This is a genomic window from Staphylococcus caeli (assembly GCF_900097965.1).
In the GTDB taxonomy this organism is placed as follows: Bacteria; Bacillota; Bacilli; order Staphylococcales; family Staphylococcaceae; genus Staphylococcus; species Staphylococcus caeli.
Genome location: NZ_FMPG01000013.1, coordinates 1 through 13,877, shown reverse-complemented (window position 1 = coordinate 13,877; position 13,877 = coordinate 1). Strand labels below are relative to the sequence as shown.

The window sequence follows — 13,877 nt, the reverse complement described above, 5'->3', positions numbered from 1 at the left end:
TCACTCCTTATTCAATTTATATATATCAACACCTTAAATTTTAGTAACAATTTTTTCTATTTTATTTATTTTCTTTAATTCACGTCTTGTTAATTTATCCTTTCTTACAATACTTAATGCGGCAAATATCACTCTTTTCATACCTTCATTTTTAAACATTGAATATAAAGCTTGTTCCAGTTCCTTTTGTTTCATTTGATTTTCCATCTAAATCATTCCTTTTCACTTAAAATTTGTTTAACATCTTCCACAAAATCATACTGTTCCATTAATGGGGCATCAAATACGATTGGATCATTATATTGTCCTAATATCGTTATATAACCACGACCAATATCTGATTCATGAATAGGCTGAAATTCTTTATCTGTTTGACCAAATGTCATACGATAACCGTCTGAAGATAAATTTCCTAATGATACACGTAAACCTAATTGGTCTCGTACATTACCTTTAATCACATCAGCGTCAGGACGTTGAGCTGTTAAAAACATGAAAACACCGGCTTGACGACCTTTCATAATGATATTAATTAAATAATCGTTCATCTCTTGTAATTCTTTTTTATCTAATGTAGAAGTAAAAGCCGTTACTTCATCAAAAATAATAAAGAAAGGGGATAAATCAAAGTTTCTAAAATCATTACCAATCTGATATTGTTCACTTTCATTCATTAATCTAAATCTTGACTCCATTTCATCATTAGCTTCACGCAATTGTTTCAATATTTGACCTTTTGTATCTGCCACTTTATCAGACCCAATCACACGTTTCATAAATGATAAATCTGATATTTTAGGGTCTAATAAACGAATTTCAGCTTGCCGACGAAACAATTCACGTATGATATAAAATAGAAAGTAAGTTTTACCACCACCCGTAATACCTGTAACAAGTCCATGTGGTGCTTTCACAAAATCCCAAATAATCTGACGTGTAATATAAATTTTGGTATCATAATCAATAACTTGACTATTTTGTTCGCCATTCATAACAATACGTTTCTTATATTTCAATGGCATAAATTCATATCTTAAATAACGACCAATATGTCTTTTTTCTATTAATTCACAATTAAACATAGGTTCAATAATTGATTCCAATTCCAAATAATGGTCTTGAAAACGAGAACCATCTTTCTTAATATGCAATATAAATTTTTTGCGGCCACGCTTAAAAAATAATATTGGATAATAATCATATTCTGTTTTCTTTAAATCAATATCCAAAAATTCAGTTCGTTTTTGTGTAACTGTTCGATTATGAAAACCCTGTGTTTCAATCATTTCGGCTAAGTCTTTTTCCTTAAATCGTATCAACAATTGGGCAATGATTTTAAAAATAACAAATATCACTAAGCTACCAATTATGAGATATAAAAAATGTGGCTTAAAGTATTGATATACTTGAGCCACTTCAAATGATTTATATTTATTTTGATAACCCTGTACAAGTTGATAAATTCTATAAGCAAAAAATATGAACGCAAATACACCTGCAAATATAAAATCAATATACTTAAAATAAGGTTGTATTCGAACACCTTTAAATAAAGCAATTTCATTCATTGCCATTCAAATAACTCCTTTCAAAATAAAAGCACATACAATATAAAATGTATGTGCTTCGAATCTATATTAATTTAAATATTTCTCTTTGAGCTCTAGAGATAGAAAAAATCATTTTACTTAACTCATCTTCGGAATAATTACTAATGTTCTTAGAAATATTCTCTAAACACAATGCTAATGTTCCAGACTGTGAATGTGCTTCAGAAATATCCCACTGTTCAACTGCATTTCTAGCATCTTCTTTAGTGATCTTACTAAAATAATTATAAATGTCTTCAGAAACAAACATAATATCCTTAAAATCTTGCACTTTATTCACTCCTTTAATTTAAATTTCAAATTTAAAATGTTTACAACTTTGAAACTATAATTCATATTATACAAGTTATAGTTAAAACCTCAATAAAAATTAATGGTACAATATTAATTAAGGTAGGTTAATTAGAAAGGGGGCAACTACTATTGATATAGAAAAAACCGACATAATAATAGGGATTATTTCGGGCTTGGTAACAATATTCACACCAATTCTTGCACTTTTAAAAGAAAAAAAGAAACGAAATTTAAATAAACAGTTAACTATTTTACAACAAGATAATAGTTCACATGAATATAATGTTTATGAGCAAAAAATTGAAATCAATCAAAAAATTGAACAAACAACAAGTTCAAAGCATACAAATATAAGTGTATTTCTCTATCTTATTCATAGTTTGTTTATTATATCGCTAATTCTTAATATAGTTTACTTTTACAATCATTATTTTAAAATACCAAACTCGTTAATAAATCTTTTAGATAGAGCATCTATACTTTCATATAATATCTTTAACATGTTTTTGTTCGCACTTAAAAATAGTATTTGGGTTTTATTTATAGCAAGCATAATTATAGGTATTAGCACTATAATATTAAGTTTACTTTTTTATAATAGTAAACTTAAGCGTCTCCTAGCTAGTATAACTATGTTATGCACAAATTTAATTATATGGGCAAATGTAAATAATATTAGCAATCATATGCTAGAACTATCAGAAAATAATTTTCAAAGATATATAATTATTGTATTTCTAATGATTTCTTTATTAGTTATCGCAACCAATAATATCTTATTAACTTGTTATTTGTTTAATTATCTTAATTATAGCAAATACTATGACAATGAAACTAAACGGTTTCTATATATAATACTCCCATTACCATCATTTTTTATAATCAAATGGACTTTTCTAGATAATGGTTATTTACAAATTATTGAATTTTTAAAAAACCTATAAGCGATAATAAAAAAAAGTCCTGTGAAATACATTACTAGTATTAAAATTAATAAATTAACTAATGAATAATCATTAATAAAAATCAAACTCACTATAATTACACTAGCTATCGTACACCATAAAAAACATAGCAACAAATAAAAAATTAAAATTACTGATTTCAAAAAATTAATAATATTAACCTACCTTTCTACATAGCAAATTTTTCTTCTGCTTTAGAACTTGCTGAATCTTCTTGTGTTCTAAATGCCTCTGTCATTTCTTCAAATGGACAATGTACAACCATTTTTCCAACACGACCATAAAAATCTGTAAAAATACATTGACCTTTCTTTAAATCTTTCAACATTTCCATATTCTCTGGAGACTCTTTTGAATACTCCAAACCAATTGATTTTAATATTTCTTCGCGCTCATCTTTTTCATCAAATGCAAAATGACAACCAAAATTACCACCGTCATCATCTGCTTTATCACTTACAGATTGTGTAATAAATACTAATGCATTGTTTTCAGAACGACCTGTACGCTTAATTCGTTTACCAACTTTTTTACCTTGACGAGACGCACTAAATGCCCAACCTTCATCAATAAATATTGTTGTTTGAACATCACGACGTGAACCAAATTTCTCCAGAAATTTACCAATCAACAACATTAATGTAATACCATTTTTCTCACTAGTGGAATATCCTGTTGGATCATCATCAGCTTTAGGCATATCCAAACCTTTAACTTGTAATATGGTCGCTTTCTCTTGAACATTCAATGCTGGATTACTTCCGTCACTAAATACTAACTTCAAAATATTATTCTGCGTTTTTTGATAAAGTAAATCACCCGCATCGGCAATCGTTTTATCCTCATCATGTTGCAATTTTTCAATAACATTTAATGAACCAACAACTTTACCCGACTCTCTTTCTTCAATCGTTTCTGTGATAGCTTTATAAATAGCTGTTTCAATATGATGATAATTTTCAAAAGATTTAATTTCATCAAAAACAGATTTCAACATTTCATTTGCTTCAATACCGTCTAAAAAGACAATAGGGTCTAAACAACCATAATTCGTAGAGTCTTCATAATTTAAAGTCACATATTTAAAAGTCTTTAAATGACGAATAAACAACGGATACTTTTTCTGCATATTTTCATCTTCAGTTACACGGTCAAACCAATCGGCAAATTCTGATTTGGGGTCCCAATAAATCATTTGACCTTTAAAGAATGACGTATAAATCCAAAGCAACTTAGCTAAAAACGATTTACCTTTACCCGTTTGACCTGTTATTAATACGTGTGGACTATCACTCACAGCACCTTTAATCCCTTTAGCTGCTAATAATAAACTGAATAATATAATATCTCTTGAACTTGCGACTGCTTCTTCACGAGATACTGAACGTATAAATTTATCAATTCGACCAATATAAAAACCTGTTTTAGTCCCTAAACTTTGCGAAACACCAAACAAGTTTTCTGCAATTCCTGTTGCAGTAGTACGTTGTAACCAATACTTATTGATAAATAAATCATTACCATGTAAACATTGATAAAAAAGTTGTAATTGGTCTGCCAAAGGATTTACGGCATATATATCTGTTTCTTTTAGTCGCTTAGTTAATCGTTTCGCTTTGCGTTTACAATCTTTATAACTATCTCCTTTAATCACAAACATATAAACCCATTCCATAAATACACCTGAACCCGTTACTTCACTTTCCATTTCCTTTAGTACATATAAATTATCTTGTACATCTTCTGAAGCATCATCACCTGTATCCTGTTTTTCTTTAGATTGAGCCTTATGATTAACCTTCGCACGGTCGAACTTCTTCTTGATTTTATCATTATCAACAATACGTGCCTTTACATGACATTCAATTGGAAAAGGCATATTTTGCGCTTTTTCAAATAAATGCGTATATTCCATATCTAATGGAAAATCATCAACAACAACAGTTGTTGAATAAAAAGTTTCGTTTTCATTTTCAATTTTTAACACACTTAAATTAGTTGGATCAATCACTGCATTACATATATCTGTTGCAGCACGCCTTGAAGACTCTTCTTGAACATCATGTGTTGCATTAGATATAAAAGGCTTTCTAACAATATATGCAAGCTCATTTTCTGTTAAACGTTCACCGTCAATAGCCAAAAAATTATCAGCTAATTCACGTTCAAAAGATTCATAGCGTTTTAAAATATGTTCATCTAAATGCACATTAAAACCAAAATTTGAAACAATTCTTTCTGCAGTCTCAGATAAAGTACTCTTCATAATTTCTTTGAATGTAACAGAATCGTCAGCTAATTCTCTGATTTTAACTCCCATAACAAACGAATTATGCGTAATCATTTGTAATTCTTGTTCTAACACATTAATTGTTTCTTTTGAATAATAATCAGCTACATCAAAGGCTTCATCATCAAAATCTTTACTAATTTCTTTAAATTTATTTCTTAAATCTAAATCATGGTCATACATTTCAAAATGAAAATCTTTATAACCTTTAATTGACTCTAAAAAATATTTCATACGTTTTTTAGACTCTTCTTTAGCATCATAATTCGCAGTAGAAATTGCTTCAGAACGTATTCGATAATATGCCCATACTTCACCAGACTTTGTTAATAACATATTATTTTTTAAACCTACATAGGGTGATTTTAAATTCATTAAATCCCTCCAAAAAAATAGCCCCAAAAGGGACTATTCTAATTTTATTTTTGACTGTTTATTGTAATAAACTTCTTCATCATAAGCATAATGTGTTTTTCTCATTTGAATTGTTAACATATATATAATAAAATCCCATAAGAAAAATAAAAGTTTTTTACCATCTTGTTTAAGTTTAACTAAGTATTTTGTTGCAAAATAAGGCACTACAGTAAAATAAAGTATCGTCATACCCTGAATAGATGAAACAATAACATCAAAGCCTTTTACATAAAGAAAAATTAATAGCAATTCAATCACAACAAATGTTGCAATCCAATCAACACGAAATCCTTTATTAAAACGCATATTATCTGTAATTTCATAAAAAACAATAGGCTGTTCAAATGTACGTTTTAAATTATAAGCTTTCTTATCCATTTAAATCACCTCAACCGCCGAATATCATTTCCCATATGCCTGAAAGTGCATTAAATACACGTTCGGGACCTTTTGAAACTAAAAACATCAAACCACCAACTAAAAACAAAACTGCCATTCGGCCATACTTACCTGTAGCCCACTGAACCACACCTACTATTAGAACAATAATACCGATACCTGTTCCAACTTCACTACTGATCCAACTATCTAAACCACTAATTGAAGGGCGACCCGCGCCTAAAACAAACAATGAATTTAACATGTTTAACATATTCTAACCTCCAAATGTATTTGTCATTTTCTTAACATAATATTTTTTATCTTTTTTAACTATTTCTAATGTATAATGTTCTGTATTTTCTAATGGAGCATCTTTATCTTTCATACGAACATCAATTTTTGCAATATATCCACTATCCTTAGGATATAGACGGATTTCATTAAATTTAGATACTTCTCTTTTGCCTTCTAATCCTTCCGGATTATCCATTAAATAAGCCATATCTTCTGATTTACTTGATGTATATTTATCAAAGAAATCTTCAATAAATTTCTTCACTTCTGGATTATCTTCACGTTTTTTATCTTCGAGATTATCCTTAATCATTGTGCCATGATTTAACTTACTGCTTGGAATAGAAGTGAAATAAGGATATTCAACAATCACATAACGATTATTTTCACTTTTAATTGGTAAATTAATCAACATTTTTTGATTCACAACACGTTCTTTTTTCTCAGTTTTTGTTTCATATTCTTGTTTTTTACCTTTTTCTTTCTTCTTCTTAACTTTCACTTCTTTTTCTTCGCTAACTTTCAAATCATAATCTACAATATACTGAATAATAGTCTGTTTATCTTTCTTAGTAATGTTATAAAATTCTTTGGAGTTTAATTTACGTTCAACATTATCCATATTTTCTTCTGCCTGTTTATAATCAGTAGGGTAATAAGCTTTCAATTTGTTTTCTCTATCTTCTACACGCTTATCATCTCCAGATAAATTAATGAAATCATCAATAAATTTGTCCGTAAATAACTTTAATTTAGGATTATATTGAACAGTTTCAGCATTATCTTGATATTTCGTTTTAATTTCTTTAACAACCTTTAAAGCATCTTTACTCTCATTTTTTGCTTTAGAAGCACCAACAAAAGAGGCAATCAATACAAAAAGTAATAATACCAAAACACTATAAAATATAATTACAATCGTTTTACGTCTATTTGTTGCTTTAGGAATCTTTTTGCGTTCTTCATTCGGAACATCGTAGTTTTTTCCATTTTTAGAAAAACGTGATATAATGTGTTTGTTGAAAAAACGCAAAAGGTTTTTTCTAATTTCTAAAATAAATTTTAAAATTTTTAAGCACCTCGCTTAACGCTATTGTATGCATTTTGTCCTTCATGGACTCAATGCTTTTTTGTATTTCAAATCTTTTAAATAACGATCGATTCTTGATTTATGTTCATCACTAAAACTAGAATGTGCCAATATAACATCTAAAAAATCGGTGCTTTCAAGCAAACCTTCTGACTTCGCCATAGCTTCTGCAGTTAAAACCGTATCTAAAGTAGTCGCAACTTGTTTTGTTAACCATTCCATATTATCTTCAATCGATTTTAGTGAAGGTTTCATTGATAAATTAACCTTATCGGCTTCTTGCATAAATAGTGCCCAAGGTCTATATAAAGGCCATCTACGCTTTCGCTTATCATCACTATTAGTTGGTTGAGATACAAATCTTAAATTATTATTTAAAATCGACTTAACCAGAAATGTAATGTTGTTTGTTTCACTTAAAACTTCAGCACAATTTACTGCATAAGTCTTTCTCATTTGTATTTCATAACGATTCCATGGTCCAATTTCATCAACATCACAATTTCTTTTAAAAGCTTGTTCATAATTCTTTTCATAGAAACGACAATACAAATTACTTTTCTTTGAACCGATATAAAATGTTGCACCTTTGTTTTTACCGTCCGCTAAATTAAAACCATTAATAGAACTTCCAGCTCTAAATTTAGAAATACACTCAGCTTTCTCAGCTTTTTTAATTAATAAAGGGACTTTCAAATAAGTTTTAAAATCATCAATCGCAACGTCTATTCTCGTAAAATTGGCCTTACAATCAATACACGATTTGAAAAAATCTTGCCAAGTCTTACCAAGTTGAACTAAATGATATTCAAATTCTCTACACCCCTGACCTGAAAGCTGCAAATGTATTCCCATTGATTCATCTTTATCAGAATAGAACAATCTGATATTTGAAAATTCATATCCTCGATTGTAGAAATATAAGCCACTTTCACGGTATTTAAACAATTCTTTTGGTAATCCGATAATGTCTTCAATTATCTCCCAAATCGAGGGTATATGGAATGTCACTTGAACCCAGTCTACGACTGCCTCAATCGGACTTTGTCTTGGACTGGCTACCCCCCTATTAGTAAGGGGGGTAGACTGGTTTTTTGAACACATATTCAATTACCCCCAATCAAATCGCAAGCGATTTGATAACTTACCCATTTACGCTTTCTTAACGCTCATTTGTCGCAGGCTCCGCCCAAATGCGAATCGCACTCCGTGCTTGCATTTCTGCGCCTGCATGAGCTAAAAGCTACAATGGGTAAGTTAAAATAACAATATATTAATCTTTTTCAACATCACCTATATAAATACAGTCACTCAAATCAACTTGTAGCATTCTTCCATGCCCAGCTTGACTCAAACTGATACATAACAGACAAAGGTCACCATAAATTCTTGGGCGACCTTTTGGTGTATTTTCTTTTACATATGAATCTGTAAATTTGGATTGTATTTCTTTAGCTAATGCCATGAGAGAAATTTTATCTCCCCAATTAATACGAATTGCTACATAATTTAAAATATTATCTGATAATTTTAAATTTAGCGCATAAGGTTTCAATCTATCATAAGTGTAATAATCCATGATTATCACCTAAATTACTTAGATTGCTTTGGCGAACTTATTCCACCAGAAACTTTAATATCATCAGCTTTCCAACTATAACCAATCGTACCGAAATCACCGTTCATTTGAACATACATTTTACATTCTGGATTTACTAACTCACACTCTTGTAAGTAATCCAATTCAACTTTATTTGGTGTTTTAACAACAATTTGTTCTCCTTGTGTTTTACTACCTAACTTATAAGCATAAACAGTTTCATTTGTACGTTCACCATTTTCATACTTATATTTTTCATCAACACCTAAAAAGTTTAAACTACCTAATGTTTTTTCAAAATCTAATACTGGTTCCATAAATATCTACCATCCTTTTTTATAATTAGTTTGATTTAATAAGTAGGGTCGCACGAATAGGAATAACTCCCGCAAATCCGTACCACTGCATTTTTGATAATGGAGTTTCTATGCTTCTCCTCAACTATTCGATTTTTTATCAACCTAACGGTTCATCACCTCGAAAAATTCTAAATCTAAACGATCAATGTGATACATTTTACAAATAAATGCATTACTCACATTGTGCGATTTTAAATATTGATAATCCTTATAAGTAAATCGAAAATCATTTTTACGCATCATTTCACAAACTTCCAATATGCGAAAATATGCAATATTATACATTTTACAAATTTTACGCTTAGAAATATTGTGATAACGTAAAATTACAAATTCACGATAGTCAAATCCATTTAAATTAGAAAAAGACGGTGTAAACTCAGTCATGATCATCAATTCCTTTCATAAGAATTATTGATTAACTAAAGTTTACACCGCCTTATATAAAGAGACTTCCAAGAATTCTGCTATATTATTAACCGTTGTTTTGGGATAAAGCAATTCATAATTCAAAAATATAATGTTCTTATAAGCTTTTATATTTTCTAGAAATATATTTATCTTATATTGAACATCTTTTAAATTCATACCTCCTATATTTTTTACTTTTTCAAAATCTAAATAATAGTAATCTGGATTTAATTCTTGGAGTTGTGAATGAATCATATATTCATTATCCAGGTAATAATCTGTGATATCTAATGAAATTAAAACCTTGGTGCCATACAAACTTCTTTGTATCGTTTCTGTGTTAACATCCTTTAGCTTTTTAGAATCTAGAAGTACCAGTATATTTCCATTTTTTATATTAGTAGATGCAAAGTGTTCAGACTCTAAAAAATGTAAATCTGCAACCAGCTTCTCAATTAGTTGAAGACTTTTTATATTGTTTACTTTTATAGCAATTGACACTTTGGTTTTTAATAAATTTCGAATTTTTAAAGATTGTTCTTCATTTGATTCTGTCACCAAGTTATCTACAGCATCATTGATATAAATATATGAATCAACTTTATACCTATCAAAATTTTTATATGTAAATATTTGTTCATTCAATATAAAATCTAAATTTTTATAGCCACCTATATCAATTAAGTTAAAATATGAAAAACTAGATTGTAATATTTCTTCATCATTAACAGATATATGAGTATGTTTATATATACTTTTTCCATCAAATTTGTGCAACCTAATATCTTCCCATTCAGAATCCAATTCCTTTAAACATAGAAAACTACTTTCATTAGGTATCATGCGGTATTTTTTAGGAGTGGTACCTATATACTTCTTAAAATGAACAATATAATTAGTAGCATTTGCATATCCTCGATTAAAAGCTATCATTTCTATATTTTGTTTAGTCATTCTTAAGTCATGAATGGATTTAGCAACTCTTAAAGATGTAATATATTCATAAAAACTAATATTTAAATGCTGCTTAAATAAACCAGATATATTAGATGTAGAAATATAGAATTGTTTAGATATATCTTCAAGCGTAATCTTATCGTTCAAATTACGATCAATATACATTAGTATGCTATTTAATAATTCATTCGATACATCTAAACCTCTTTTTACTTCTCGAGAAAAGCTAAGTAATATATCATCCAATACATCCAACGCCTTCTGTAGATGAAACTCTTGATTTTTGTAGTAATTAAATAAAGATATGAGTTGTTTTTGTAAGAGCACTTCATTTTTTATTTTTAGATAGTTTTCAAAAACATCTATCCCCGCTTCTTTCATCAAAGTACTAGGAAAATAAAATATAACTACATTTGCTTCTTTAATTTGAAACAAATTAGATTCATTTATGAGTGCAATACTTACTTTCCTCTCATTTTCCCCTTCTTTTATCAAGAATTTGCTATCGATAGAAATAGCTAAAATAACTCCCCCATAACAACGAATCGGTCTAACCATCTTGTCATTCAAATAGAAAATTTTAGGAAACATTTTAATTACCTCTTCTCTCTATAATATATTTTTGTCTAAATCTAATATTTAAATCATAAATTTTAACAGTAACTAATTATAAAAAGTCATTTATACTATATTTCAAAAAGAATCCATATACAAATAAAGTCTTGTCTAATGGTAACATTTACTCACAATATAGTAGTTTCAAAAGTGTATATTGTTAAATAAATGCCCAATTATCAACAATACTTTTGTTACAAATTTTTTGTATATATTTATCTTAATCAAATGAATCAAAATTTATTTGAAAGGAGTGGTTTTAAATAAGTTGAAACTAGAAGAAGCACTGATTGTCTCAAACGAAGTACGTAAAGCCATAAAAAGAAAGTCTAAGTTATCCGCATTCGATTACTACGTTTGGAGTGAATTAATTTCAATATACATTGAACAAGATAGTGTTATCTATATTAAGAGTTTTGTCGAAGGTATATCACAAAAGACTAAGATTGACAAGATGAAAGTAGTAACTTCTTTAAAAAAATTAGACTATATCGGCTTTATACATAAACATAAATCTGATATAGATGAACGAAAAGTGTATTTGAGTGTAGACAAAAAGCAATATGAATTATTTAAAGATCTATCTCAATCTGTTACAGAGCAATTAAAAAAATTACATTAAAGAGAGGTTATAAATAATGAAAAAAATAAATCGTTACAAAAACTATGACCGCCAAAAACAAATTTTTGGCATACGTAAGTGTTCTTTCGGAGCAGGATCCGTTGTCTTAACTACTTTACTTTTTTTAGGTGCTACAAACTCAGTTGATGCTTCTGAAATCAATTCCAATCAAGAAAACTCCACAGTAGAATCTAATTCTCAAAAACAAGAAACTGATAATAATTTCAATCAAACAAATAACGATAAGCAAAACATAAATTCCACACAAAATAATAATCAACAACAATCTATCGATGACCCAAATACGGAAGCGCTTAAGCAAGAAGAGCCAGAAAAAGTAAATAAATCTGATAATTACTATGAGATTCAAAATAATGAGCCTAATGAAGCAGAAGTAAGCTCTTCTGAAAAATTACAATCTAATAACTTTGATAATAGTAACACTAAAGTAAATGAAGATTTTGATAAATCAAAAGGAACTATAACGTCTAACCAAGAAAAAGTTGTTAAAGATGACAATTATTACGAAATTCATAATAAAGAGACTGGGGAAGTTGAAGCGAAATTCTCTGCCAAAGCAAGACAAAAGGATTCAGAAAATAAAAATGTCGAATCAGTAAATTCTATAGAAGAACAAGAAAATACAAAAGCTATACCATCCAAAACAACAGAACGATTAGTAAAAAACAGCACTACTCACGAACGAAATTCATCCCAAAATGTAAACAGACAAGCATATGAAGGTCTGCCAGATAATGTTTCACAAGTAGGAGGGGGTGGAGTTAATGTTACTCCTGGTTGTGCTGTTATACAAGAATATGGGCGTGTAAAATATGACTATGAAGTTTCCCTAAATCCTGTAAAGTCAAGTAATAAGATTGAAACAGGAAGTACTTTTAATATAACTATTCCAAAATTTGCGGAAAATGTACGTTTTACATTAATTGGTACTCGTGAAGAAGGGAATTATAAACCTCATGATGTAAATATGGAATTAGGACAAATGACATATGAAGAGTATTTGAATAAAAGTAAAGAATTTAGTAATATTCCTTCTTATGAAAAATACCTAGAACTGCAAAAAGCTGGAACTATACCTAACTCTATCGTGAAGTTAGACATTACTAAAGATCAATATGGTGGCTATGTTAGCACAGGCGGTTCTAGCTTTGCTTCTTTAGTTCAACAATATTCACTTAATACGTTAGTGACTGGTCCAATTGGATTAAAGGTTGAATTTGATATATCAGAAGAACAATTTAAAAAAACACCGCACCTTCCATTAGATGCACGATTAGCATGGCGTAGTTTTACAGAAAGTGAAGAAATCCATAGCTTTGACACAGGAAGTGAATCTATAGAGGAATATAGACCTGGTAGCATAAGATATGATGAGAATGGAAATCAAGTTAAATCTTCTTATCAGTATGTTGAAAATCCAGAACTCATCAAAGTAGGGGATTTTGACGAACATGGCTTATATACAGAGCCTAGTATTGGCGTAACAAGAAATACTGGGCATTGGTCAGTGATTGGTAGTGATCTAACAAAATCATGGTTTTATTATTCGGATGCATATTCCTTACATTTTAATCCAGCTACTGGTTATCTAGCACCCATGACTGAAGATTTAGCAGATATTGCGGTTGTAACGGAATGTGAATGTGAAAAACCAGAGCCTCCTGAAGGTGATGCTGATGCTGACGCGGATGCGGATGCTGATGCGGATGCTGATGCGGATGCTGACGCTGATGCCGATGCTGATTCAGACGCTGATGCCGATGCGGATGCTGACGCGGATGCTGATGCTGATGCCGATGCTGATTCTGACGCGGATGCTGATGCTGATGCCGATGCCGATGCTGATGCTGATGCCGATGCCGATGCTGATGCCGATGCCGATGCTGATTCTGACGCTGATGCCGATGCTGATGCTGATGCCGATGCCGATGCTGATGCGGATGCCGATGCC

General features: G+C 29.8%; 14 protein-coding genes. 2 read left to right on the top strand and 12 right to left on the bottom strand.

Features of this window, described 5'->3' with window-relative positions; genetic code table 11:
* Window positions 1–33 precede the first annotated feature (33 nt).
* The 12 genes from BJS11_RS13735 to BJS11_RS10855 all read right to left on the bottom strand — a co-directional run bounded on the left by BJS11_RS13735 (window position 34) and on the right by BJS11_RS10855 (window position 11,259).
* On the bottom strand, window positions 34–207 hold the full coding sequence (locus BJS11_RS13735) for a hypothetical protein (protein ID WP_159427263.1): 174 nt from the start codon (window positions 205–207) through the stop codon (window positions 34–36).
* A 5-nt stretch (window positions 208–212) separates the two neighbouring features.
* Window positions 213–1,574 (bottom strand): FtsK/SpoIIIE domain-containing protein, encoded by a 1,362-nt coding sequence (locus tag BJS11_RS10910; RefSeq protein WP_069996255.1) that lies wholly within the window; start codon window positions 1,572–1,574, stop codon window positions 213–215.
* A gap of 58 nt (window positions 1,575–1,632) precedes the next feature.
* Window positions 1,633–1,881, bottom strand: a complete 249-nt coding sequence (locus tag BJS11_RS10905) for a hypothetical protein (RefSeq protein WP_069996256.1) — start codon at window positions 1,879–1,881, stop codon at window positions 1,633–1,635.
* Window positions 1,882–3,038: 1,157 nt separating this feature from the next.
* Entirely contained in the window at window positions 3,039–5,534 is a 2,496-nt protein-coding gene (locus BJS11_RS10895; protein ID WP_069996257.1) for an ATP-binding protein, read from the bottom strand.
* 33 nt (window positions 5,535–5,567) lie between these two features.
* On the bottom strand, window positions 5,568–5,954 hold the full coding sequence (locus BJS11_RS10890; protein WP_069996258.1) for a TcpE family conjugal transfer membrane protein: 387 nt from the start codon (window positions 5,952–5,954) through the stop codon (window positions 5,568–5,570).
* 10 nt (window positions 5,955–5,964) lie between these two features.
* Window positions 5,965–6,228, bottom strand: coding sequence for a TcpD family membrane protein (locus BJS11_RS10885; protein WP_069996259.1), 264 nt, complete (start codon window positions 6,226–6,228; stop codon window positions 5,965–5,967).
* A gap of 3 nt (window positions 6,229–6,231) precedes the next feature.
* A complete protein-coding gene (locus BJS11_RS10880; RefSeq protein WP_069996260.1) occupies window positions 6,232–7,284 on the bottom strand; it encodes a conjugal transfer protein in 1,053 nt (350 codons plus the stop codon).
* Between the two features lie 78 nt (window positions 7,285–7,362).
* On the bottom strand, window positions 7,363–8,445 hold the full coding sequence (locus tag BJS11_RS10875; protein ID WP_069996261.1) for a replication initiation factor domain-containing protein: 1,083 nt from the start codon (window positions 8,443–8,445) through the stop codon (window positions 7,363–7,365).
* Window positions 8,446–8,614: 169 nt separating this feature from the next.
* Window positions 8,615–8,920 (bottom strand): hypothetical protein, encoded by a 306-nt coding sequence (locus BJS11_RS10870; RefSeq protein ID WP_069996262.1) that lies wholly within the window; start codon window positions 8,918–8,920, stop codon window positions 8,615–8,617.
* Between the two features lie 14 nt (window positions 8,921–8,934).
* Complete coding sequence (locus BJS11_RS10865; protein WP_069996263.1) at window positions 8,935–9,258, bottom strand: DUF961 family protein; 324 nt, start codon at window positions 9,256–9,258, stop codon at window positions 8,935–8,937.
* A 144-nt stretch (window positions 9,259–9,402) separates the two neighbouring features.
* A complete protein-coding gene (locus tag BJS11_RS10860; protein WP_069996264.1) occupies window positions 9,403–9,687 on the bottom strand; it encodes a hypothetical protein in 285 nt (94 codons plus the stop codon).
* A 42-nt stretch (window positions 9,688–9,729) separates the two neighbouring features.
* Window positions 9,730–11,259 carry a helix-turn-helix transcriptional regulator gene (locus BJS11_RS10855; RefSeq protein WP_069996265.1) on the bottom strand — a complete coding sequence of 510 codons (1,530 nt, stop codon included), beginning with the start codon at window positions 11,257–11,259 and terminating at the stop codon, window positions 9,730–9,732.
* Between the two features lie 292 nt (window positions 11,260–11,551).
* Between BJS11_RS10855 and BJS11_RS10850 the strand changes: the two genes are divergently transcribed.
* Window positions 11,552–11,905: a transcriptional regulator, SarA/Rot family gene (locus BJS11_RS10850; protein ID WP_069996266.1), complete on the top strand. Its 354-nt coding sequence runs from the start codon at window positions 11,552–11,554 to the stop codon at window positions 11,903–11,905.
* Between the two features lie 16 nt (window positions 11,906–11,921).
* Window positions 11,922–13,877, top strand: a 1,956-nt coding sequence (locus BJS11_RS13375; RefSeq protein ID WP_209436228.1) for a YSIRK-type signal peptide-containing protein, incomplete at its 3' end; no start/stop codon positions are given.

Bases quoted from the DNA above. Each gene is read 5' to 3' on its own strand.
- BJS11_RS10865 (WP_069996263.1), bottom strand. From the start codon at position 9,258: ATGGAACCAGTATTAGATTTTGAAAAAACATTAGGTAGTTTAAACTTT.
- BJS11_RS10855 (WP_069996265.1), bottom strand. From the start codon at position 11,259: ATGTTTCCTAAAATTTTCTATTTGAATGACAAGATGGTTAGACCGATT.
- BJS11_RS10860 (WP_069996264.1), bottom strand. From the start codon at position 9,687: ATGACTGAGTTTACACCGTCTTTTTCTAATTTAAATGGATTTGACTAT.
- BJS11_RS10890 (WP_069996258.1), bottom strand. From the start codon at position 5,954: ATGGATAAGAAAGCTTATAATTTAAAACGTACATTTGAACAGCCTATT.
- BJS11_RS13735 (WP_159427263.1), bottom strand. From the start codon at position 207: ATGGAAAATCAAATGAAACAAAAGGAACTGGAACAAGCTTTATATTCA.
- BJS11_RS10875 (WP_069996261.1), bottom strand. From the start codon at position 8,445: ATGTGTTCAAAAAACCAGTCTACCCCCCTTACTAATAGGGGGGTAGCC.
- BJS11_RS10870 (WP_069996262.1), bottom strand. From the start codon at position 8,920: ATGGATTATTACACTTATGATAGATTGAAACCTTATGCGCTAAATTTA.
- BJS11_RS10885 (WP_069996259.1), bottom strand. From the start codon at position 6,228: ATGTTAAACATGTTAAATTCATTGTTTGTTTTAGGCGCGGGTCGCCCT.
- BJS11_RS10910 (WP_069996255.1), bottom strand. From the start codon at position 1,574: ATGGCAATGAATGAAATTGCTTTATTTAAAGGTGTTCGAATACAACCT.
- BJS11_RS10895 (WP_069996257.1), bottom strand. From the start codon at position 5,534: ATGAATTTAAAATCACCCTATGTAGGTTTAAAAAATAATATGTTATTA.